Raw genomic sequence first — 21,674 nt, 5'->3', positions numbered from 1 at the left:
CAACTCACAGCTGAGCGAAGATAATCGACAGGAAGTGAAGATCGGCTAAGGATCGGAGTGGGCTGTGGTCGACACCGAACCGAGGCGACCGCAGGCCGCCGCGCCGGTCCGCTCCCCACGGCTGCTCGTCGCCGGGCTGTCGATCGTCGTGTTGACCGTGGCGGTGCTGCAGACCGCGGTCGTTCCCGTGCTCGGGGTCATCGCCGAGCAGCTGAACGCGTCGACCATCGGGGTCAGCTGGGCCGTCACCGCCAACCTGCTCGCCGCCGTGGCGGCCACCCCGCTGCTCGGCCGCCTCGCCGATCTGCGCAGCAAGCACAGTGTGCTGCTGGGCGTACTCGCCGTGGTGCTGGTCGGCTCGGTGCTCGCGGCGACGACGTCGTCGCTGCCGCTGCTCATCGTCGCCCGCGTCCTGCAGGCCGCGTCGTACGCGCTGTATCCGATCAGCATCGCGATCCTGCGCGAGGAACTGCCGCAGGACCGGTTGATGTCGGCGATGGCGGTGCTGTCCGGGACCCTGGGGTTCGGCGGCGGGATGGGCCTGGTCGTGGTGGGCCTGTTGATGAGCGGCGACGCGGGATATCACCGGGTGTTCTGGTTGACCACCGCGTTCACCGTCGTCGTCATCGCGATCGTGGTGCTCATCGTGCCGCGGCGCCCGCGCAGCGTGCACGGGACCATCGACTGGCTGGGCGCGGGCGGCCTGGCGCTGGGTCTGTCCACGCTGCTGCTGGCGATCACCCAGGCGCAGGGCTGGGGATGGACGTCGCCGGCCACGATCGCGTGCGCCGCGGGCGGGCTGCTGGTGCTGGCCGGCTGGTGGTGGTGGGAGCGACGGGTCCGTCAGCCGCTGGTGTCGACGGCGATGCTGAGCCGGCGCCCGATCATGCTCACCAACTTCGCCACCATCTTCGTGGGGATGGGCCTGTACTTCGCGTTTCTCGGGCTGACGATGTTCGTGCAGGTCCCCCGGGACGGCGCCGGTTACGGCTTCGGCGCATCCGTGCTGGAGGCCAGCGTCGTGTACCTGCTGCCCGGCGCGTTCACCGGTTTCGTGGTCGCGTTGATCAGCGGCCGGTTCATCGACCGGTTCGGGGCGCGGCCGGTGCTCCTCGTCGCCGCGATGGCCGGGATCGCGGGGTTCCTGTTCGTCGCGTTCGCCCACTCGTACACCTGGCAGGTCATCGTCGCGAGCATCCTGGCCAACGCGTACATCAGCCTCGGCTACGGCGCGCTGCCCGCGCTGGTGGTCAGCGAGGTCGACGCCGAGGAGACCGGGGTCGCGACCGGGATGAACGCGATCGCCCGGACCATCGGCAGTTCGATCGCCGCGGCCGTGGTGGCGGTGCTGCTCACCCGTACGGTGTCGGGCACCGGCGTCCCGATGCAGAGCAGCTTCGAGGCAATCTTCTTCGGCGGGGCGATCACCGCGGCGCTGGCGATGGTGTTGATCGCGGTGTCCCGGCCCCGGCGCCGACACACCGATTCCGTCGAGGCACGCTGCGAAACCCGCGCGATGAACCACGAATGGGGCTGACGCGCGTGGTAGCGGCTCAGCGCAGGGCGGCCAGGTTCGTCACCGACCTGCGCACGTCGGACTCGATCACCTTGGCGACCAGGTTGCCGACCCGGGTGTTCAGCAGCCCGCCGGACAGGTCGGCCACCACCTGGAACGTCGACCCCTTGTCCTCCGCGCGCACACACAGCGTGAGCGCGATGCGGATGCCGGGTCGGCCGCGGCCGACCATCTCGATCACCTTGGGCTCGTCGTAGCGCGTGACGTGCCAGTGGATCGTGTTGCGGAAACCCTTGACCTTGATCAGCGACGACACGCAGGTGCCGACCTCGATCTCGTCGGGCACCTCACTTCGCCATCCCCCGAAGATCGTGAGCCATTCGTCGAATCGCCCCAGATCCGACGCGAGCGCCCACGCCTTCTGCGGGCTCAGCTCCGATGACACCGAAACGTCGACTGCTGCCATGCACTGTGCGTTACCCGGCAACGCGGGGCAGGTAAACGGCGTTTCCCCCGTTCAGCGCGGAGCCCGGCTGACAAAATCAGTCCGACGCCCGAGATCACCGCAGCCGGCTGGCGCAGTCGGCCGGGGTGAGCGCGCCCAGATGAAACTCGTTTCCGGTGTCGAACGGGGTCGACAACGAAGGATTCCATTGTCGTTTTGTAAATTCGTTGCGGAATCGCTTGCGAAGGTCGGTTCAATCCGCGATTGTTTATCCACAGCTGGGGGGCTGCTCGAGGAGGATCCGCACTGACTGGCACACGAACCACCGCCGTCAACCCGTCGGCGGGACAGGACGGGGCGGCCCGCCCCAAGGGCGGTCCCGTCATCGAGATCGACCATGTCACCAAGCGGTTCGGCGACTACGTCGCGGTTGCCGACGCCGACTTCTCGATCGCATCCGGAGAGTTCTTCTCGATGCTCGGGCCCTCGGGGTGCGGCAAGACCACCACGCTGCGGATGATCGCCGGCTTCGAGAGCCCCACCGACGGCGCGATCCGGCTCGAGGGCGTCGACGTGTCGCGCGTGCCGCCGCACAAACGCAACGTCAACACCGTCTTCCAGCACTACGCGCTGTTCCCCCACATGTCGGTGTGGGACAACGTCGCCTACGGTCCGCGTAGCAAGAAGTTGGACAAGGCCCACGGAAAGGGCACGATCCGCAAACGCGTCGACGAGCTGCTCGAGATCGTGCGGCTCTCCGATTTCGCCGAACGCCGCCCCAGCCAACTCTCCGGCGGTCAGCAGCAGCGGGTCGCCCTGGCCCGCGCACTGGTCAACTACCCGAGCGCGCTGCTGCTCGACGAGCCCCTGGGCGCCCTGGACCTCAAGTTGCGGCACGCGATGCAGTTCGAGCTCAAGCGGATCCAGCGCGAGGTCGGGATCACGTTCGTCTACGTGACTCACGACCAGGAGGAAGCGCTGACGATGAGCGACCGCATCGCGGTCATGAACGCCGGCAACGTGGACCAGATCGGCACGCCCACCGAGATCTACGACCGGCCGTCGACGGTTTTCGTCGCCAGCTTCATCGGCCAGGCCAACCTGTGGGCGGGCACCCAGACCGGGCGGACCAACCGGGATTTCGTCGAAGTCGAGGTGCTCGGCACCACGATCAAGGCCCGCCCCGGCGACACCACGATCGAACCGGGCGGGCACGCGACGCTGATGGTGCGCCCGGAACGGGTGCGGGTGTCCACCGACGCCCCGACCGGCGATGTGGCCACGGTCCGCGCCACGGTCACCGATCTGACCTTCCAGGGGCCGGTCGTGCGGCTGTCGCTGGCCGCGCCCGACGACTCCCCGATCGTCGCCCACGTCGGCCCCGAACAGCAGCTGCCGATGCTGCGGCCCGGCGACCCGGTGCATGTGTGCTGGGCCCCGGAAGCGTCGCTGGTGCTGCCCGCCGCCGACATCCCGACGACCGAGGATCTCGAGGAGATGCTCGACGACTCGTAACCGCCGACCGCAACTCCCCCACCCTCGATGAAAGGCCCAGACTCGATGTCCCAGTTGGATCCCCGCCTCGCCCGTTTCGCCGCCAACCGCACCTCTCGTCGCCGCTTCCTCGGCGGTGGCGCCGCGGCGGCCGCGGCACTCGCGCTCGGACCGTCGGTCCTGGCCGCCTGCGGCTCCGAGAGCGGCACCAGCGGCACCACCTCCGCCGAGGGCGGGCCGGCCAGCGGCACGCTGCGAATCTCGAGTTGGCCCTTGTACATGGCCGACGGCTTCATCGCCTCCTTCCAGCAGGCGTCCGGGATCACCGTGGACTACAAGGAGGACTACAACGACAACGAGGAGTGGTTCGCGAAGGTCAAAGAGCCGCTGTCGCGCAAGCAGGACATCGGCGCGGACCTCGTGGTGCCGACCTCGTTCATGGCGACGCAGGTCCACAACCTGGGCTGGGTCAACGAATTCAGTGCCGACGGCATCCCGAACAAGAAGAACCTGCGCAAGGACATGCTCGAGGCGCAGATGGATCCCGGTCGCAAGTGGAGCGCGCCGTACATGACGGGCATGGTGGGCTTGGCCTACAACCGAGCCGCCACCGGCCGCGACATCACCCGGATCGACGACCTGTGGGATCCGGCGTTCAAGGGCCGCGTCAGCCTGTTGAGCGACTTCCAGGACGGTGTGGGCATGGTCATGCAGTCCCAGGGCGGCGACCCGGCAGCACCCACCACCGAGTCGGTGCAGCGGGCCGTGGATCTGATCCGCGAGCAGAACGACCGGGGCCAGATCCGGCGTTTCACCGGCAACGACTACGCCGACGACCTGGCGGCCGGCAACGTGGTTGTCGCCCAGGCCTATTCGGGTGACGTGGTGCAGTTGCAGGCCGACAACCCCGACCTGCAGTTCGTGGTCCCCGACTCGGGCGGCACCGACTTCCTCGACACCATGGTGGTGCCCTACACCACGCAGAACCAGAAGGCCGCCGAGGCGTACATCGACTACGTCTACGACCGCGCCAACTACGCGAAGCTGGTGGCGTTCACCCAGTTCGTGCCGGTGCTCGCCGACATGACCGACGAGCTCAACAAGATCGACCCGAACCTCGCCAGCAACGCCCTGATCAACCCGCCGCAGGAGACCCTGGACCGGATCAAGGCGTGGGCGCCGCTTCAGGACGAGCAGAAGCAGGAGTACGCCACCATGTACGCCGCGGTCACCGGCGGTTGATGCATGGCAGGAGTCGCCAGCAGTGGTCGGCAGCGCAGCAGGATCGCCCCCTACCTGATGATCCTGCCCGCGATGGCGTACCTCGCGGTGTTCTTCGTCGTGCCGTTCTTCTCGTTGGCGCGCACGTCGCTGTCCTCGGCGAGCGGGTCGATTTTCCTTCCGACACTGACGTTCTCGTGGGACTTCAGTAACTACACCGAGGCGTTCGGCAAGTACTCCGACCAGATCCTGCGGTCGTTCGGCTACGCCACCACCGCGACGGTGCTGTGCATGCTGCTGTCGTTCCCGTTGGCGTACGTGATCGCGTTCAAGGCCGGGCGGTTCAAGAACCTGATCCTCGGGCTGGTGATCCTGCCGTTCTTCGTCACGTTCCTGATCCGCACCATCGCGTGGAAGACGATTCTGGCCGACGACGGTTGGCTGGTCAGCGCGCTCGATTCACTGGGTCTGCTCAGCGACGGTCGGCTGCTGTCGACGAGTTGGGCGGTGATCGGCGGGCTGACCTACAACTGGATCATCTTCATGATCCTGCCGCTGTACGTCAGCCTGGAGAAGATCGATCCGCGGTTGATCGAGGCGTCCAAGGACCTGTACTCGTCGAACACCCGCGCCTTCACCAAAGTGATTCTGCCGCTGTCGATGCCGGGCCTGCTCGCCGGCAGCCTGCTGGTGTTCATTCCGGCCGCGGGCGACTTCATCAACGCCGAGTATCTGGGCAGCACGCAGACCACGATGATCGGCAACGTGATTCAGCAGCAGTTCCTGGTGGTCAAGGACTACCCGGCCGCGGCGGCGTTGAGCATGGTGCTGATGGCGATCATCCTCGCCGGGGTGCTGCTCTACACCCGGGCACTGGGCACGGAGGACCTCGTATGACCCTTCAGGCGATGGCCGACGTCACCTCCGACGCGCCGGCCAAATCGGTCAAGGGCTCGCCCAAGTGGGGTGACATTCTGCTGCGGATCGTGGCGGGTCTGGTGCTGCTCTACCTGTTCCTGCCGATCTTCGTGATCGTGCTGTTCTCGTTCAACGATCCGAAGGGCAAGTTCAACTACAGCTGGCAGGGCTTCACGCTGGACAACTGGGCCGATCCGTTCAAGTACCCGCCGCTGACCGAGGCGCTGCAGCTGAGCATCAACGTCGCGGCGGTGTCCACGGCGGTCGCGCTGGTGCTGGGCTCGCTGGTGGCGATCGCGCTGGTGCGGCAGCGGTGGCGGGGCCAGCGGGCGGTGGACACGTTCCTGATCCTGCCGCTGACGGCGCCCGAGGTCGTGATGGGCGCCGCGCTGCTGGTGCTGTTCCTGGATCTGGGTTGGGCCACCGGCTATGTGACGATCGTGTTGGCGCACATCGCCTTCGAGGTGAGCTTTATCGCGATGACGGTGCGCGCGCGGGTGCGCGGATTCGACTGGACGCTCGAGGACGCGTCGCTGGATCTGGGTGCCAGCCCGGTCCGCACCTTCTTCCGGGTGACGCTGCCGCTGATCGTGCCGGGCATCGTCGCGGCGGGCATGCTGTCGTTCGCGTTGTCGCTCGACGATTTCATCATCACGTACTTCGTCAGCGGTTCGACCGTCACCTACCCGTTGTTCGTGAACGCGGCGGTCAAGGCGGCGGTGCCGCCACAGATCAACGTGCTCGCGACCGCGATCCTGGTGATCAGCCTGATTCTGCTGGCGCTGGGAACGCTGTACCGGCGCAAGCGGGTCCACGTCTAGTCGTCGGTGTCGCCGTCGATGTCGCCGATGTCGCCGATGTCGCCGAGATCGACGCCAGGGTCGTGAATCGGCGGCGATCGCGACCCTGCTGCAGAAATCGGCGCGCTAGCTGTTGACCTCAGCCGGGACCGGCGGCGGGGTGCGGGCGCCGGAACGGGCCGCACCCATGCCCGCCGCGACAACGAAGCACATGCCGAAAATGCCGATGGGGTGCGGGGTCTGGTGCAGCACGATGAACCCGATCAACATCGCGAAGCCGGGTTCGAGCGCCATCAGGGTGCCGAACGCCGCGGTGGTGAGCTTGCGCAGTGCGAGCAACTCCAGGATGAACGGCACCACCGGCAGCAGGATCGCCAACCCGATGCCGATGAGCAGCAGATCCGGGGTGAGCCGGGGCAGCACGAGGTGTCCGACGGTCAGCGTCGCGACCAGTCCGGCCACGGGCATCGACACCGCAAGCGCGTTGACCCCGGTGACCGCGTCGCCGGCCCGCTGGGTCAGCACGATGTAGAGCGCCCAGCAGACCGCCGACGCCAGCGCGTACAGCACGCCGACAGGGTCGACCGCGCCGCTCCACGGTTCGGTCAGCAGCAGGACACCGACCGCGGCGAGGCCGGGCCACAGCACGCGGGCGCGTCCGGTGCCGAGCGCGACGGCCACCCCGAGGGGCCCGAGGAACTCGATCGCGCTCGCGGTGCCCAGCGGGATGCGGGCGAGCGACGCCATGAACAGCAGGGTGATACCGGCGGTCACCACACCGAGGAGCACGCACATGCGAAAGGTGGCCCAGGTGAACGACGCCGGCCGGGGCCGGACGACGACCAGCATCAGCACGCCGGCCCACGCCAGTCGCAGCCAGGCCGCGCCCTCGGCGCCGATGCGGTCGATCAAAGTGACCGCGACGGCGGCGCCGATCTGCACGCACAGCATCGCGACGATCGCCATCGCCGCTCCCGCGCGGGCCTGACTCAGCATCCCTGCATTGAACGGGATCACGACCGTTCGCGTCCACGTGATTTCCGCGGACATACCGTTTCGGATTTCCGAACGGTCTGCCTACAGCCGCACCAGGCTGAACGGATAGCGCAGCGTCCCGCCCGGCGCCCCGTCGCATCCGCTGCCGAACGTGGACTCGAGCACACCCGACCGTGTCGCGGCATCCCAGGTGTACACGTCCCTGGTGGCGATGACGGGTCCGTAATAGACGTTGCCGCAACGCAAACCGTCAGGCACGTCGACGGTCAGGGTGTAGCGACCATCGGCCCGCGTCGCGTCACCGCGGTACGGGAACGCCTTCGCGTTGGGTTGCGGTATCGCTTGGATGCGCAGACACTCCCCCGGACATCGCGAGATCGCCCACAACCAGGTGTGGAAGTCGTACCGACCCTCGATCACCAGGTGGAAGTTGCCGTACGCGGTGTCGGCGTGAGCCGTCCCGGGGGTCATCACCGCCGCCACCGTGAGGGCGACGCATGCCAGCGCGGCTTTCATATAGGTCTCCCGTCGAGCGTCGTGATATCGAGACCCTTCGTCTCGCGGATTCCGGCGATCGCCAGGATGGTCACGGCGCCGCAGCACGCGGCGAGCACCACCAGCGGCGCGCTGCGCACGTCGGCGGCCAACAGGACGCTCGCGAACAGCGGGGTGAACCCGCCGCCGACGAGTGCCGCGAACTGGTAGCCCATCGAAACCCCGGTGTAGCGAACGGTGGTGCCGAACATCTCCGACAGCAACGCTCCCAGCGGGGCGTACATCGCCGACTGTAACACCTGACCGACGGTCAGGGCGACGAAAAGCATTGTCACCGAACCACTGTCGACCATCGTGTACATCGGCCAAGCGAAGATCACGATGCCGAGCGCCCCGGCGAAGACAACCGTGCGCCTGCCCACGCGGTCGGACAGCGCGGAGAACACCGGAATCGCCACCAGCGCGGTGAGCGAGACGAACAGCACCCCGGTCATCACCGTGGATGTCTCGTATCCGATTGCGGTCGCGTAACTGATCATGTACGTGCTGAGCAACGCGGTCAGCGCGAACGGGCCGATGCCGACCGCCCACGCCAGCAGGAATCTGGCCGGGCGGCGGAGCACCTCGGCGAACGGCAACCGCCGCCGCTGACCCGCCATCCGCTCGAAGGCGGGCGTCTCAGGGACGTGCAGCCTGATGTACAAGCCGGCCGCCAGCAGTGCCGCGCTCAACAGGTAGGGCACCCGCCAACCCCAGTCGAGCATCGCGTCCTCGGGTAGCCAGGTCACCATCGTGACGACGAGCGTGGCGAGCAGCGAGCCGACCGGCGAGCCCATCTGCATCAAGCCGTTCCAGAAGCCGCGGCGATCGGGGTCGGCGTGTTCGGCCACCATCAGCGTGGCACCACCCCACTCCCCGCCCAGTGCGACACCCTGCACGACTCGCAACGCGACCAGGAGAACCGGTGCGGCCACACCGATCTGGGCGTATCCCGGCAGCAGTCCGATCAGGAAGCTCGAGATTCCCATCAGGGTCATCGTGAGCACGAGCATCGACTTGCGTCCGACGCGGTCGCCGAAATGTCCGAACAGCACACCGCCGATGGGGCGCGCGAGGTATCCGGCGGCGAAGGTGCCGAAAGATGCGATGGTCGCGACCGCCGGATCGCTGTTGGGGAAGAACACCTTGCCGAACACCAGGGCCGCAAGGCTGGCGTAGATGAGGAAGTCGTAGTACTCGATGGCGGTGCCGATCAGGCTGGACACCGCGATTCTGCGCAGCGACGACCGATCGTGTTGTCGCGTGTGAGACACCGCCGAATCCACCCCGCCACCCTTCCAACAGAACCGCCGGATTCCCGTCGGCGTCCCGCTGAGCGGGCAGCCTCCCCCATCGGTCTCGTGAGCGGTTCTACGGTGCGCGTTGAACGCGTGAGGAGCAGATCATGAATGGTCGCCGGCTGGCGTGGTGCGTGGTCGCCGTCGCGATGCCCGTATTCGGATCTGCCGCAGTGGCACAGGCCTCCGATGACCAGTGGGGTCTCAACGGAACCTACACAGCGACCTCCAACGGCGAGTACGCCAAGCGAAACGACGTCTTCCGCGACGAAGCCAGCCTTCGCAGCACCTGGACGGTCTCGACCACCTGCAGCTATCCGACCGAGTGCACCGGGACCGTGGTCAGCGACTTCGGTTGGACCGCACCGATCTACAAGACAGGCGGCGTCTGGTACGTCAAGCACACCGTAGAGAACTGGGTGCCGTGCCCCGACGGGACGGCCGCGCCCGGCCTGCAGGTGTTCAGGTTCGTCCCGGTCAACGAGGACGGCAGCATCACCGATCCGACGTCGACGACGTTGGCCGGCGAGGACCAGACCACCGGTGTCAGCGGCGCCTGCGGCGTCAGCAAACCCGTCTTCATCGCGATGCCGTTCAAGCTCGTCAAAACCGGCTGACCCTCCTCACTCCGGCGCCACCAGCAGGTCCTGCCACGTCTGCGGGCCGGAGACCAGGTCGGCCTTGCGGAACACTGCGCCGCCCGGCGCGGCGTACTGCCCGGTCTGCGGATCGTAGGTGGCGAAACCCACGGACGGCCCACCGGTTTCACCGGTGTGTGATGAACTCGGCGCCGCATGCGGCGGTGGCAGCGGGGTCGTCGGCGGTGGCATCGGGGTGCCCTCGACCGGTGCGTGGATCCGCTCGCCGAAGTCGACCCGGTCGTCGGGCCCGACGCCCTGGGCGATCAGGTTCGGGTCCACCGGATACGGCCCGAGCGCATGCTGGCGCATGGCCAACGGCTCGAACGGTTGGTCGCTGCGGCACATCTCGACCGTCGGGGCACGCTTACCCGGTTGGTCGAGGCAGGGATAGTTGCGTGCCCCCCGAACGCCGATCGGCGAGTCCTGCGGCAGTTTGCAGTACAGGCCGTCGGGGGTGTCCACGATGGTCTCGTCCTCGGGCGAGCGCCACATGTTCGGCGGCAGGAAGCCGACCGTGCAGGCGGGCGGGTCGTTCATCACCAGCGTGAAGTCGCCCAGCGCCATCCCGGTGGGGTTGTTGCGTGCGACACCGACGGTCTGCGTCGCCGCGACATACGGCGGGAACAGCACCAGAAGTTGTTCCAGGGCAGCGTGATACGTCACGCCCACCTCCCCGACGGCGGTCAGGTTCGCCAAGAGCACGGGCAGGGTGGCCTTGACCTGGCTGAACAACTGCGACGCTTCGTCGGCCGCGCCGGGACCGACCTCGAGTATCGTGCGCATCTGCGCGTCGTTGTCGGCGAGTTGTCCGGTGATACCCGCGACACTGCGCGCCCAGGTGCGGATCGCGTCCGCTGACTGTGCCTGCCCGTCGAGCAGCGGGCGGCTGTCGTCGATCAACGCCCGGGTCCGATCGGCAACCGCGCTGCCGTCGCCGACGATTCGCGCGGAGGAGTCCAGAAGCGAGCCGAGGTCGTATCCGGTCCCGTTCAGCCCTTCGAACGATTCGTCGAGCAGGCTGCTGATCTTGTCCTCGGGGATGCTGTCGACCAGTGCGCTGACCTGATCGAGCATCGGCCCGATGGCTTGCGGAACGGATGTGTTCTGCCGCGGGATCACCGAACCGTCCGCGAGATACGGTCCGTCGGCGTTCTCGGGTACCAGGTCGACGTACTGCTCGCCGACCGCCGAGACGCTGCGCACCTGGGCCTTGGTGTCGGCGGGGACCTTCGGCGACGTCGCCAGCGACAGCGTGGCCACCGCGCCGTCCCGGGTGGGGCGCACCTCGAGCACCTTGCCCATCTGGACCCCGCGGTAGGTGACGTTGGAGAACCGGTAGAGCCCGCCGGTGCCGGGTAGTTCGAGTTGCACCGTGATCCGGCCGATTCCGAGAAGCGTCGGCGCCTGAATGTAAGCGAACACCATCAGCGTGACACCGACCACCGAGGCGATCGTGAAGATGATCAGCTGGTTGCGGATGAACCGGGTCAGCATCAGTTCGCCCCTTCCCCGAGGTGTGGTGTGGGACCCGGTGCCGGCTCTACGGTTTCGACAAGTGGCGGAATGTCGGCGACCTCGGTGGGCACCGGTGTGATCGGCGCGTTCAACGGGTCGAGGGTGTACGTCAGGTACCACGGGTCGCCGGGGGCCGGCACCATCGGCGCACCTTCCTGGCCCCACCGGGTACCCAGGAACAGACCTCGCTTGAGCCGCGGGATCGTGAAGTCGAAGACGATGAACTGGTTCATGTAGTCGCCGCGGATGGCGCGGTCGATGAAGCTCTGCGTGTAGGGGAAGGTCGGTGCGTAGGCCAGCACGGTGCCCAGGTCGGGGCCGACATCGGCCAGCGCACGCAGCGCGGGTTCGAGGTTGGCGAGGTTGCGGACCAGGTCGTCTTTGGTGTCGTTGATGAGCCCGGTGGCCGTGTCGCTGAATCGGCCCAGCCGGTCGAGCGCTTCGGTGATGCGGGGACGTTCGTTGACCAGGACATCGAGTGCCGGTGGGATCCGTTGCAGCGCAGTGGTGATCACCTCGCGCTCGGCGGCGAACGTGCCGGCCATCCGATCCATGGCGGTGATCGAGGCGTTGATGTCGTCGCGTTGGGTGTCCAGCATGCCGACGAAGTCGTTCAGACGGACCAGCAGGTCCCTGATCTGGCTTTCACGTCCGTTCAGTGCGGCGTTGAATTCGCGCACGATGTCGCCCATCTGGCCGAGCCCGCCGCCGTTGAGCACCACCGACAGCGATGACAGTGTCTGTTCGGTGGACGGGTAGGTCGACGACCGGGCGAGTCCGATGCTCGAACCCGCCTCGAGCCGCCCGCGGGGCGCTTCTCCCAGCGGCGGGTCGAGGGCCAGATGCATGGAGCCGAGCAGGCTGGTCTGGCCGACCGTCGCCACCGCGTTGGCCGGCACCACCACGTCGGGACGGACCGACACCTCGATGTCGGCCCTCCAGTTGCTGACCTTCATCCGTCCGACGCTGCCGACCACGACATCACCGAGTAGCACCGGCGAGTTGGGTTCGAGGGAACCGACATTGGCGATCTGGACGTGATACACCGCGGCGTCCGCGCCCCGGCCGACGGTTCCCGGCAGCGGCAGCGAGTTCACGCCGTCGAAGGAGCATCCGGTCGCGACGAACACGGAGCAGCACAGCGTGGCCACGGCCCGCCGGAGGGATCTGGTGCCGGTCATGACGCGGGCCCTTCGGCGGGCAGCAGCATGTCGCGAAGCGTGCTCGGTGGCTGCGGGCCGGGCGGGATCGGCGCGCCCGGGAACAGAGCCGGTTGGGGTGCGGCGGGCAGACCGGTGGGAGCGTAGGCGCCGGGCGGAGCCGCCGGCGTCGTCCAACCCGGTGGCGGCGCCATGTCACCGGCCCCGGTGTACGCCGACACCGCGGGGGGCGTCTCCGGTGCGACCGGCGCCCCACCGGCGCCGCCGGGCGCCAGTGCCGGGTCCGCGTAGATCAGGTTCCCAGGGCTCGGTGACTTCTGCAGGTAGGCGTTGAACGGCATCGGCAGGTAGTTGAAGTTGAGCAGTCGCAGCGCCGGGCCGAGATACTCCCCGCACGCCTTCGAGCCCTCGGCGGCGGTCGCATTCTTCACCGCCGCGATCGAAGAGCACACCAGTTGCACCGGATTGGCGAAGTTGGACAACGCGAAGCCGCCGATCATGGTGCCGGTGTCGGGGTTGTAGATGTTGTAGCCGTTGCCGATGGCGTTGGGCGCGACATGTAGGACGTTCTCGAGCGCTGTGCGGTTGTCGGCGAGGTTCTGGGTCACATCGCCGAGCCGTTGGATCTGCTCGGCGGTCTGGTCCCTGCTGCCCGCGATGAACCGCTGCACCTCGCCGACGGCTTCGGACAGGTGTGTGAGCGCGGCGTCGAGGTCGGATCGGCTCGCGTCGACGACGCTGCTGACCGTGGCCAGGCGGTCCTGGAACTGCACGATCTGGGTGTTGCTGTCGCGCAGCGCGGTGACGAATGTCTGCAGGTTCTCGATGACCTCGACGATGTTGCCGCTGCCGTCGGCCAGGATGCGGCCGACCTGCGACAGCTGGGTGATCGTCTCGCGCAGCTTGTCCCCGTTGCCGCTCATCGCGTTCGCCGCGGTGTCGATGAACCGGCTCACCGAGGTCGTCGAGAGGTCGCCGCTCGGACCGAGGTCCTCGGCCAGCCGGGTCAGCTGTTCCTTGACCTCGTCCCACTCGACCGGGACCGCGGTGCGGTCGATGCCGATGACCGCGCCGTCGGCCATGGTCGGTCCGGTGCTCTCGTAGGCCGGTGTGAGTTGAACGTACCTGGCCGACACCAGGTTCTGGGCGACGATTATCGCCTTGGCGTCGGCGGGGATCGGTACGCTGTGATCGACCGACAACCGCATCCGCGTCTGCGCTCCGTCCGGTTCGATCGACTCGATGGTGCCGACCCGCACTCCGGCGACGCGCACGTCGTCGCCCGGATAGATCGCGGTCGCCGAGGTGAAGTACGCGGTGATGTTCGTGGGCCCGAAGTAGGACTGACGGACGACCACGGCGACGCCTGCGGTCAGCAGTCCGATGAGCCCGACCAGCAGAGCCACGGCCAGCGGCCGGCGCGCGGTCATCGCGACCCTCCCGGGATTCCGTTGGAGGGGAACGGGAATTCGGCGCGCGGGCCGGCGTTGTCCGGCGGCTGGCCCGCGTTCACGCCGCGGCGGTACCCGAGTGCGTAGTCGAGGAACGGCTGCAGCGCCGGTCCGGGCAGCAGGTTGCCGACGAACGCGTTGTAGTAGAACCCGTTGTTGACCGCTTCGCCCTGAGTTACCTGGTACTTGGCCAATCCGGTGAGCGCCGAGGCGATGTTGTCGCGATTGCGTTCGAGCATCTCGTAGACGGCGTTGAGCTTGTCCAGGGTCGGTGCGAGTTCCTGCTCGTTGTCGTGCACCAGCCCGGTCAGCTGCTGGGCGACCGCGGAGGTGTTGGCCAGCAGGGTGACGATGGCGTACCGGCGCCGCTCGAGCACCCCCATCAGGTCATTGGCGTTGAGGAGCAGGGTGTTGAGTTGCTCGCTGCGTTCGGACAGCACGCCGGTGACGTCGGCCGCGCTTTCGAGCAGACTACCCAGCGATTCATCGCGTCCGTTCACGGCCTGCGAAAGCCGGCTCAGCCCCTCGAAGGTCGGTCCGAGTTGCGGTGCGACGCGGTCGATGGTGTCCGAAAGCGTGTCCAGCGCCTGGTTGACCGACGCCGTGTCGGTGGCCGCGGTGTTCGCGGTGAACTCGCTGACCGCTTCGGTCAACGAGTACGGCGACGACGTCCGCGAAACCGGGATGAGCGCGCTCGGCCTCATCGGCTCGTCACCGGCCGGTTCGAGCGTCAACATGCGCTCCCCCAGCAGGGTTCCGGTGCGGATGTGCGCGGTGGTCTGTGTCCCCAGCCGGACCTTTCCCTCGACGGTGAACGTCACCAGCGCCTTGCCCTTGTCCAGGGTGACGTCGCTGACGGAACCGACCGTCGTGCCGGAGACTTTCACGTCGTTGCCGGCGGCGATCCCCCCGGCCTCAGTGAACAGCGCCTGGTACCTGATGGCGGTGGCCCACGCCCACAGCCGTTCCGGTTGCAGGCCGACGGCGATGACGAGGACGATCAGCACCACGCCGATGAATCCGGTTCGAACGAGCGACGCGCCGCGGTATCTCAGCATCAGGGCTCGCCACACCTTCCAGTGTTTTGGATGATCCAGGGGAAGTGCGCGGTGCGGCCCTGCAGATCGGTGACCCGTACCGAGATCCCGCACAGGTACTGGTTGAGGAAGCTGCCGTACGCGCCGAGGCGGACCAGCTTCTTGTAGTTCTGGGGCGTCTTCTGCAACGAGATGTCCAGCAGCGGAATATCTTTCTCCAGTAGCGGTGCGACGCGGTTGAGTTGATCGACGGTGCCGGCAAGCGGTGGTCGGGCCTGGGTCATCAGGTCGGCCAGAGATGCGGTCCCGTTGTCGAGCGCGGTGATGGCTTCGCCGATGGGGTCGCGGTCGCTCGACAGGCCGGTGATCAATTTCTCGAGGCGGTCGACCGCGCCGGAGAACTTGTCGCCGTCCTTGGCGATGGTGGTGATCACGGTGTTGAGGTTGTCGATGAGCGCGCGCACGGTCTGACCGTTGTCGGCGATGGCCGTGGTGAACGAGGCGGTCTTGGCGAACAACGACTCGACGTTGCCGCTCTGGCCCTGCAGAATCTGGATCAGCGAGTTGGTGAGCGCGTTGACGTCGTCGGGGTTCAGTCCACGGATCACCGGTTTGAGGCCGCCCAGGAGCAGGTCGAGATCCAGCGCCGGTTCGGTGCGGTCGGCGGGGATCTGCGAGCCGGGACCGGCGATCCTGGTGGAGCCTGGGCCGTCGAGCAGTTCGAGGTAGCGATCCCCCACGAGGTTGAGGTAGCGGACCGCGGCCCTGGTGCCGGTGGTGAGCACGATGTCGCTGCCGGCGTCGAAGGTGACCACCACGGTGTTGTCGGGTTGCAGCGACACATCGTGCACGGTGCCGACGCGGATCCCCGAGACCCGCACCGAGTCACCGGCTTTCAAGCTGGATACGTCGTCGAAAACCGCCGAGTAGTCGTTCGCCGAACCGGTGCGGTACTGGCCGAAGATCGCGAACAGGGCCGCGGTCAGCAGCAGCATCACCGCGCCGAACACGCTCAGTTTGATCACGGTGCCGACGCCGCTCATCCCGGCATCCCGATCTGCGCGGTGTTGCGAGTCGGGCCGTCGATCGGCCCGAACAGGGCCTGTTTGAGGGCGTCGGAGTTCAACAGGATCCCCTGGTTTCCGTACTGCGCACGACTGGCGTCGATGTCGCTGACCACGTAGGGCGCGTGAGTCCCGTAGCCGACATCGGGCAGGCCCGCGCATTGCGGACCACCCTTGGCCGCGACCTTGGGCAGGTTTCCGGGATACCGGTACCGTTCACTGCCCAGCACGAAGGAGTCCAGCAGCAGGACCCCCGGAACCGGAGAGGGCGCCGCGGTGGCCAACGGAATCATGCCTGCCAGAACACAGTTCAGCGCCGGGTGATACTGGTTGAGCAGGTCCGTGGTCGGGACAAGCAGGTCGAGCACCTTGGCGAGGGCGGGGCGGTTGGCAGCCACGACGTCGTTGCCGATGTCGGCCAGCCCGATCGCGCTCAGCAGCATCCGGTCCAGGTCCTGCTGTTTGTCGACGAGGGTGTCGCTGACCCGGGTTGCGCTCTCGACGATCGCCAACAGATCGGGGCCGGCGTCGGCGTACGCGTCGAGAACTTGCGGCAGTACTGCGATGTCGTGGCTCAGGTTGCCCAGGCCGGGGTTGATCTCGGCGAGCATCGCGTCGAGGTCAGACAGCATCTGCCCGAACTTCTCGCCCCGCCCGGCGAGGCCCGAGGACAGCGCGCCCAGCGTCTCGTTGAGCTTGACGGGTTCGATCTTTCCCAACACGGCGACCAACTGTTCGAAGATGGTGTTGATCTCGACGGTGACGTGGTCGGCGTCGAGCACCTGGCCTGGGCGCACCGGTTCGGGAGACGGATCCACGGGAGGAATCAGCGCAACGGATTTCGCCCCGAACACGGTCGGCGACGTGATGTCGACGCGCACATTGGCAGGGATCAGTGCCAGCGCCGACGGGTCCATCTCCAAATGGATCGCGGCTTGTCCGTCGGGCAGGGGTTCAATGGCCGCAACGGTGCCGACCTGGGCGCCGTGCAGCTTGACCCGCGCGTCCGGGTTCATCACCAACCCGGCGCGGTCCGCGATGACGGTCAACGGTTCGGTCTTGGTGAAGTCGCCGCGGAAGAGCGCGACGGCGAGCGCAACGATCGCAACGATCGTCGCGACCGCGATGAATCCGGCGATCGGGCGGGCATAGTCGCGTGGGCCGCTCGGCTGGGGGGTGCTTTTCACCGTCAACACCTACCCTGACAGGTTGAAGTTGCCGTTGGAGCCGTAGACGGCAAGGGAGACCAGCAGGGTCACCGACACGACGACGACCAGCGAGGTGCGCACGGCGTTGCCGACGGCCACCCCGACCCCTGAGGGTCCGCCGGAGGCGAAGTAGCCGAAATAGGTGTGGATCAACAGGATTGTGATCGCCATCAGCACGGCCTGCAAGAACGACCACAGCAGGTCGATCGGGTTGAGGAACGTGTCGAAGTAATGGTCATACAGACCACCGGACTGGCCGAACAACACCACCGTGGTGAACTGGGAGGCCACGAACGACAAGATCACCGCGATCGAATACAGCGGGGTGATCGCCACCATCCCGGCCACGATCCGCGTGGACACCAGATACTCCACCGGCCGGATGCCCATCGATTCGAGCGCGTCGATCTCCTCGTTGATCCGCATCGCCCCCAGCTGCGCGGTCACCCCGGCACCGAACGTGGCGGCCAACCCGATCCCGGCCACCACCGGCGCAGCGATACGCACATTGATGAACGCCGCCAAAAACCCGGTCAGCGCCTCGATCCCGATATCGCCCAGCGACGAATACCCCTGCACCGCCAGCGTGCCACCGGCAGCCAAAGTCAAGAACCCGACGATCGCGACCGTGCCGCCGATCATCGCCAACGTGCCCGCACCCATCGAGATCTCGGCGATCAACCGCACGATCTCCTTACGGAAATGCATCGCCGCATGCGGCGCACCGGCCAACGCTCGCCCGTAGAACAGGATGTGGTCGCCCAGGCGACCCAGCAGGTCGACCGGTCGCCGGACCTGGCGGGTGAAGCGCGGGTAAGTGCTCCGCAGGATCGTGGTGGTGCCCATGTGGTGCCGTTATCCCGCCGTCATCCGGATACCGATCGCGGTGACGACCACGTTGATCACGAACAACGCCATGAACGCGTACACCACCGTCTCGTTGACCGCGTTACCGACCGCCTTGGCCCCACCACCAGAAATCGTCAACCCCCGAAAACAGGCCACCAACCCCGCGATCAACCCGAACAACGCCGCCTTCACACACGAGATCACCACCTCGGGCACCCCGGTCAACAACGTGATCCCCGCCGCGAACGCCCCCGGATTCACATCCTGGATGAACACCGAAAACGTGTAACCCCCCAAAATCCCGATGATCACCACCAAACTGTTGAGCAACAACGCCACCAGACCCGAGGCCAACATCCGCGGCGTCACCAACCGCTGCACCGGGTTGATCCCCAGCACCTCCATCGCGTCGATCTCCTCACGGATCGTGCGCGACCCCAGATCCGCACACATCGCCGTCGCCCCCGCACCGGCCACGATCAACACCGTCACGATCGGACCCACCTGCGTCACCGCACCAAACGCCGCCCCCGCCCCCGACAGATCAGCAGCACCCAACTCCCGCAACAAAATATTGAGCGTGAACGACACCAACACCGTGAACGGAATCGCCACCAACAACGTCGGCGCCAACGACACCCGCGCAATGAACCAACACTGCTCCAAAAACTCCCGCCACTGAAACGGACGAACAAACACAAACCGCACCGCATCAGCCGACATCGCGAACAACGCCCCGACCGCCTGCATCGGCCCAGCCAAATTCCGCAACGGCGGAAGACCGGCCGACCACCGCTCCGGGGCCTCAGCCGCCCTGGCCGATGACTCCATTCGTGCTCCTGACTGTGTGACCGGACACCGGTCGGCGCGCGCACCGTGTCTCGACGGGCAAGCGTCGCAGTCAATTCGCGGGCGGCGCAGTGAGCGTCCCGCTTACCGGGACGCCCAGTGAGCGGAACACTTCAGCGAACAGCCCAACGGTCATGGCAGGCTGGCCGTATGCCGGACGCATCCGCCTTCCCTGCGCACGTGACGAACCATGCCCACGTGGAGAACGATCTTCGGGAGACGTCCACGCCTGCCGGGGTGTTGCGGTACTACGACGTCGGCAGCGGCCCTGTGCTGCTGTTCCTGCACGGCTCCGGCCCCGGGGTCACAGGATGGCGCAACTTTCGCGGTGTGCTGCCTGCGTTCGCCGAGCGCTACCGCTGCCTGATCCTGGAATTTCCGGGGTTCGGGGTCAGCGACGATGTCGGTGGCCATCCCATGGTCACCGCGCAGGGCGCGGTCGCCCCGTTCCTGGACGCGCTGGGCGTCGATCGCGTCGACATCGTCGGCAACTCGATGGGCGGCGGCGTGGGGATCAACTTCGCGATCAATCATCCCGACCGAATCGGCCGGCTGGTCACGATCGGCGGGATCGGGACCAACATCTTCAGTCCGGGACCCAGCGAGGGCATCCGTCTGCTGCAGGAGTTCACCGAAGACCCCACGCGTCAGCGGCTGGTCGACTGGCTCAACTCGATGGTTTACGACCAGTCGCTGGTCACCGAGCAGTTGATCGAGGAACGTTGGGCGCTGGCAACGGATCCCGAGACACTCGCGGCCGCGCGACGCATGTACGGCAAGGCGGCGTTCGCTCAGATGATGGCGTTCATGCGCGGTAGTGACGCGCCGCTGCCGTGGGCGCAGATGCACAAGGTCACCGCGCCGACGCTGCTGACGTGGGGTCGCGACGACCGGGTCAGCCCGCTGGACATGGCGCTGATCCCGATGCGCACCATCCCCGACGCCGAACTCCACGTGTTCCCGAACTGTGGACACTGGGCGATGATCGAAGCCAAGGACGCCTTCGAGAGTGTGGTGCTCGCCTTCCTGGGCCGTCGGTGACCGGTACGACTAGATCAGCCGGAAACCCTTGTAGCCGGCGGCGGCTACGTCGGCGCAGATGTCGAGGTAGGCCCCGAATCCACCGATGAACAACATGAATCCGCGCGGCTTGCCGGGTACGTTGGCGCCCGTGTACCAGGAGTCGGCCTTCGGGAACAGCGTGGCCTCCGCGCGCTGGCGGAGTTCGACGCCCCAGTTGTCCACCGCGTCCGCGGTCGCCTCGATGGCCGTGTGGCCGTGGTCGTCGAGATACGTGATGGCGTCGGCGATCCAGTTCACGTGGGCCTCGGCGTGCAACACCATGTTCGCAAGCACCGCGGGTGCGCCGGGCCCCGAGACCAGAAACAGGTTCGGGAACCCGTCCACACCCAGCCCGAGGTAGGTTCGGGGCCCGCCCGCCCAGTCGTCGCGTAACGAGCGGTTGCCGCGGCCGACGATGTCGATCTTGGCCAGCGCGCCGGTCATTGCGTCGAACCCGGTGGCGAGCACGATCGCGTCCACGTCGTAATGCGCGTCGCTGGTGTTGATCCCGTCGGCATCGATCGACACGATCGGCGTCTCACGCACGCTGATCAACTTGACATGCGACTTGTTGAAGGTCTCAAAGTAGTTGGTGTCAGTGCAGATCCGTTTGGTCCCGATCGGATGGTCGTTCGGGATGAGGAGTTCGGCGATCTCGGGGTCGTCGATCACCGCGCGGACCTTCTCCTCGTAGAACTTGCGCGCCTCCTCGTTGGCGGCCGGGTCGATCATCTGGTCGCTGAACGTCTTCGAGAACAGCACGCCGCCCAGTTCCCAACGCTTCTCGAACGCCGCGCGACGCTCTTCAGGCGTGACCTCCATTGTCAGCTTCGGGTGCGCGATGTGCGGTGAGCCGCCGCCGCTGCGCCACGACAGCCGGCGCCGTTCGGCGTATGTCGCCTTGATCTGAGCGCGGTCCTCGTCGGTCAACGGTCGATTACCGGCGGGCACACTGTAATTCGGGGTCCGCTGGAAGACGTACAGGCGCTCGGCCTGTTCGGCGATCACCGGGATGGACTGGATGCCCGACGATCCCGTCCCGATCACCGCGACCCGTTTGCCGGTGAAGTCGACGGCTTCGTGCGGCCAGTGCGCAGTGTGATACAGCTCCCCCGCGAAGCCGTCCAGGCCCGGGAAGTCAGGTGTCAGCGCCGCCGACAGCGGACCGGTGGCCATCACGCAGAACCGCGCGACGACAACCTCGCCGGTATCGGTCGTCACCGTCCAACGCAGGTTTTCCTCGTCGAGCACCGCCGCGGTGACCCTGGTGTCGAACGTGATTCCGTCGCGCAGGCCGAGCCGGTCGGCGACCCAGTTCATGTAGCGCAGGATCTCGCCCTGGGCGGCGTACTTCTCCGACCAGTCCCATTCCTGTTCCAGCGCGGGGTCGAACGAGTAGCAGTAGTCGACGCTCTCCACGTCGCAGCGCGCCCCCGGATAGCGGTTGTAGTACCACGTTCCGCCGATCTCCGGCGCCGCCTCGAACACCCGCACCGACAGGCCCTGTGACCTCAGCTTGTGCAGCGCGTACAGCCCGGCGAACCCCGCCCCCACGACCACCGCATCCACGCTCGACCGCTGTCCGGAGATACCCACGCCGCCACGGTAGGCCGCCG

The 21,674-nt window shown here is 67.0% G+C and carries 20 protein-coding genes; 7 read left to right on the top strand and 13 right to left on the bottom strand.

The window, feature by feature from the left end:
• Positions 1–64 precede the first annotated feature (64 nt).
• Positions 65–1,537, top strand: a complete 1,473-nt coding sequence (locus BHQ18_RS10270; protein WP_069413491.1) for an MFS transporter — start codon at positions 65–67, stop codon at positions 1,535–1,537.
• A 16-nt stretch (positions 1,538–1,553) separates the two neighbouring features.
• Here the strand turns inward: BHQ18_RS10270 and BHQ18_RS10265 are convergent, their stop codons facing one another.
• Positions 1,554–1,982: a type II toxin-antitoxin system Rv0910 family toxin gene (locus BHQ18_RS10265; RefSeq protein ID WP_069413490.1), complete on the bottom strand. Its 429-nt coding sequence runs from the start codon at positions 1,980–1,982 to the stop codon at positions 1,554–1,556.
• Between the two features lie 285 nt (positions 1,983–2,267).
• On the opposite strand from BHQ18_RS10265, the gene BHQ18_RS10260 reads away from it, so the two are divergent.
• Genes BHQ18_RS10260 through BHQ18_RS10245 form a run of 4 tightly spaced genes read left to right on the top strand, consistent with a single transcriptional unit; the run spans position 2,268 to position 6,415 of the window.
• Complete coding sequence (locus BHQ18_RS10260) at positions 2,268–3,476, top strand: ABC transporter ATP-binding protein (protein ID WP_084294012.1); 1,209 nt, start codon at positions 2,268–2,270, stop codon at positions 3,474–3,476.
• 45 nt (positions 3,477–3,521) lie between these two features.
• Positions 3,522–4,697 (top strand): polyamine ABC transporter substrate-binding protein, encoded by a 1,176-nt coding sequence (locus tag BHQ18_RS10255; protein ID WP_069413489.1) that lies wholly within the window; start codon positions 3,522–3,524, stop codon positions 4,695–4,697.
• Between the two features lie 3 nt (positions 4,698–4,700).
• Positions 4,701–5,573, top strand: a complete 873-nt coding sequence (locus tag BHQ18_RS10250) for an ABC transporter permease (protein ID WP_069413488.1) — start codon at positions 4,701–4,703, stop codon at positions 5,571–5,573.
• Positions 5,570–6,415 (top strand): ABC transporter permease, encoded by an 846-nt coding sequence (locus BHQ18_RS10245; RefSeq protein ID WP_069413487.1) that lies wholly within the window; start codon positions 5,570–5,572, stop codon positions 6,413–6,415. The genes BHQ18_RS10250 and BHQ18_RS10245 overlap by 4 nt, the downstream gene beginning before the upstream one ends.
• Before the next feature lie 105 nt (positions 6,416–6,520).
• On the opposite strand, the gene BHQ18_RS10240 is transcribed toward BHQ18_RS10245, so the two are convergent.
• The 3 genes from BHQ18_RS10240 to BHQ18_RS10230 all read right to left on the bottom strand — a co-directional run bounded on the left by BHQ18_RS10240 (position 6,521) and on the right by BHQ18_RS10230 (position 9,150).
• Positions 6,521–7,390: an EamA family transporter gene (locus BHQ18_RS10240; protein WP_069413632.1), complete on the bottom strand. Its 870-nt coding sequence runs from the start codon at positions 7,388–7,390 to the stop codon at positions 6,521–6,523.
• An 81-nt stretch (positions 7,391–7,471) separates the two neighbouring features.
• Positions 7,472–7,906 carry a hypothetical protein gene (locus BHQ18_RS10235; protein ID WP_069413486.1) on the bottom strand — a complete coding sequence of 145 codons (435 nt, stop codon included), beginning with the start codon at positions 7,904–7,906 and terminating at the stop codon, positions 7,472–7,474.
• The gene (locus BHQ18_RS10230; RefSeq protein WP_443678408.1) at positions 7,903–9,150 is read right to left on the bottom strand and encodes an MFS transporter; all 1,248 of its coding nucleotides are present in this window, start codon (positions 9,148–9,150) and stop codon (positions 7,903–7,905) included. Before BHQ18_RS10230 ends, BHQ18_RS10235 begins: the two co-directional genes overlap by 4 nt.
• 221 nt (positions 9,151–9,371) lie before the next feature.
• Between BHQ18_RS10230 and BHQ18_RS10225 the strand changes: the two genes are divergently transcribed.
• Complete coding sequence (locus BHQ18_RS10225; RefSeq protein WP_069413631.1) at positions 9,372–9,839, top strand: Rv2253/PknI dimerization domain-containing protein; 468 nt, start codon at positions 9,372–9,374, stop codon at positions 9,837–9,839.
• Positions 9,840–9,845: 6 nt separating this feature from the next.
• Here the strand turns inward: BHQ18_RS10225 and BHQ18_RS10220 are convergent, their stop codons facing one another.
• From BHQ18_RS10220 to BHQ18_RS10185, 8 genes are read right to left on the bottom strand one after another with little or no spacing between them, the layout of a single operon-like run.
• Positions 9,846–11,357 (bottom strand): MCE family protein, encoded by a 1,512-nt coding sequence (locus tag BHQ18_RS10220; protein ID WP_069413484.1) that lies wholly within the window; start codon positions 11,355–11,357, stop codon positions 9,846–9,848.
• Positions 11,357–12,559, bottom strand: coding sequence for an MCE family protein (locus BHQ18_RS10215; RefSeq protein WP_069413483.1), 1,203 nt, complete (start codon positions 12,557–12,559; stop codon positions 11,357–11,359). Before BHQ18_RS10215 ends, BHQ18_RS10220 begins: the two co-directional genes overlap by 1 nt.
• Positions 12,556–13,968: an MCE family protein gene (locus tag BHQ18_RS10210; protein WP_069413482.1), complete on the bottom strand. Its 1,413-nt coding sequence runs from the start codon at positions 13,966–13,968 to the stop codon at positions 12,556–12,558. The genes BHQ18_RS10215 and BHQ18_RS10210 overlap by 4 nt, the downstream gene beginning before the upstream one ends.
• Positions 13,965–15,047, bottom strand: a complete 1,083-nt coding sequence (locus BHQ18_RS10205; RefSeq protein ID WP_069413481.1) for an MCE family protein — start codon at positions 15,045–15,047, stop codon at positions 13,965–13,967. The genes BHQ18_RS10210 and BHQ18_RS10205 overlap by 4 nt, the downstream gene beginning before the upstream one ends.
• The gene (locus BHQ18_RS10200; RefSeq protein ID WP_069413480.1) at positions 15,047–16,069 is read right to left on the bottom strand and encodes an MCE family protein; all 1,023 of its coding nucleotides are present in this window, start codon (positions 16,067–16,069) and stop codon (positions 15,047–15,049) included. Before BHQ18_RS10200 ends, BHQ18_RS10205 begins: the two co-directional genes overlap by 1 nt.
• Positions 16,066–17,277, bottom strand: coding sequence for an MCE family protein (locus tag BHQ18_RS10195; protein WP_069413630.1), 1,212 nt, complete (start codon positions 17,275–17,277; stop codon positions 16,066–16,068). The genes BHQ18_RS10200 and BHQ18_RS10195 overlap by 4 nt, the downstream gene beginning before the upstream one ends.
• A 9-nt stretch (positions 17,278–17,286) precedes the next feature.
• Complete coding sequence (locus tag BHQ18_RS10190; RefSeq protein ID WP_069413479.1) at positions 17,287–18,144, bottom strand: MlaE family ABC transporter permease; 858 nt, start codon at positions 18,142–18,144, stop codon at positions 17,287–17,289.
• Between the two features lie 9 nt (positions 18,145–18,153).
• Positions 18,154–18,978 (bottom strand): MlaE family ABC transporter permease, encoded by an 825-nt coding sequence (locus tag BHQ18_RS10185; RefSeq protein WP_069413478.1) that lies wholly within the window; start codon positions 18,976–18,978, stop codon positions 18,154–18,156.
• A gap of 168 nt (positions 18,979–19,146) precedes the next feature.
• Here BHQ18_RS10185 and BHQ18_RS10180 point away from each other — a divergent pair, with 168 nt between their 5' ends.
• Positions 19,147–20,037, top strand: coding sequence for an alpha/beta fold hydrolase (locus tag BHQ18_RS10180; protein WP_069413477.1), 891 nt, complete (start codon positions 19,147–19,149; stop codon positions 20,035–20,037).
• A gap of 9 nt (positions 20,038–20,046) precedes the next feature.
• Here the strand turns inward: BHQ18_RS10180 and BHQ18_RS10175 are convergent, their stop codons facing one another.
• Complete coding sequence (locus BHQ18_RS10175; RefSeq protein ID WP_372516641.1) at positions 20,047–21,612, bottom strand: flavin-containing monooxygenase; 1,566 nt, start codon at positions 21,610–21,612, stop codon at positions 20,047–20,049.
• Between the last annotated feature and the right edge of the window lie 62 nt (positions 21,613–21,674).

The sequence above is a fragment of the Mycolicibacterium flavescens genome, assembly GCF_001722335.1.
GTDB classification, from domain to species: domain Bacteria; phylum Actinomycetota; class Actinomycetes; order Mycobacteriales; family Mycobacteriaceae; genus Mycobacterium; species Mycobacterium flavescens.
Note: the sequence above shows the minus strand (reverse complement) of the source record. Positions and strands in the feature narration are given on the sequence as shown.

Excerpts from the sequence above, each read along its gene's own strand:
- BHQ18_RS10205 (WP_069413481.1), bottom strand. The coding sequence starts at position 15,047 with ATGCTGAGATACCGCGGCGCGTCGCTCGTTCGAACCGGATTCATCGGC.
- BHQ18_RS10235 (WP_069413486.1), bottom strand. The coding sequence starts at position 7,906 with ATGAAAGCCGCGCTGGCATGCGTCGCCCTCACGGTGGCGGCGGTGATG.
- BHQ18_RS10255 (WP_069413489.1), top strand. The coding sequence starts at position 3,522 with ATGTCCCAGTTGGATCCCCGCCTCGCCCGTTTCGCCGCCAACCGCACC.
- BHQ18_RS10220 (WP_069413484.1), bottom strand. The coding sequence starts at position 11,357 with ATGCTGACCCGGTTCATCCGCAACCAGCTGATCATCTTCACGATCGCC.
- BHQ18_RS10225 (WP_069413631.1), top strand. The coding sequence starts at position 9,372 with ATGCCCGTATTCGGATCTGCCGCAGTGGCACAGGCCTCCGATGACCAG.
- BHQ18_RS10200 (WP_069413480.1), bottom strand. The coding sequence starts at position 16,069 with ATGAGCGGCGTCGGCACCGTGATCAAACTGAGCGTGTTCGGCGCGGTG.
- BHQ18_RS10245 (WP_069413487.1), top strand. The coding sequence starts at position 5,570 with ATGACCCTTCAGGCGATGGCCGACGTCACCTCCGACGCGCCGGCCAAA.
- BHQ18_RS10265 (WP_069413490.1), bottom strand. The coding sequence starts at position 1,982 with ATGGCAGCAGTCGACGTTTCGGTGTCATCGGAGCTGAGCCCGCAGAAG.
- BHQ18_RS10190 (WP_069413479.1), bottom strand. The coding sequence starts at position 18,144 with ATGGGCACCACCACGATCCTGCGGAGCACTTACCCGCGCTTCACCCGC.
- BHQ18_RS10210 (WP_069413482.1), bottom strand. The coding sequence starts at position 13,968 with ATGACCGCGCGCCGGCCGCTGGCCGTGGCTCTGCTGGTCGGGCTCATC.
- BHQ18_RS10185 (WP_069413478.1), bottom strand. The coding sequence starts at position 18,978 with ATGGAGTCATCGGCCAGGGCGGCTGAGGCCCCGGAGCGGTGGTCGGCC.
- BHQ18_RS10215 (WP_069413483.1), bottom strand. The coding sequence starts at position 12,559 with ATGACCGGCACCAGATCCCTCCGGCGGGCCGTGGCCACGCTGTGCTGC.
- BHQ18_RS10180 (WP_069413477.1), top strand. The coding sequence starts at position 19,147 with ATGCCGGACGCATCCGCCTTCCCTGCGCACGTGACGAACCATGCCCAC.
- BHQ18_RS10240 (WP_069413632.1), bottom strand. The coding sequence starts at position 7,390 with ATGCTGAGTCAGGCCCGCGCGGGAGCGGCGATGGCGATCGTCGCGATG.
- BHQ18_RS10250 (WP_069413488.1), top strand. The coding sequence starts at position 4,701 with ATGGCAGGAGTCGCCAGCAGTGGTCGGCAGCGCAGCAGGATCGCCCCC.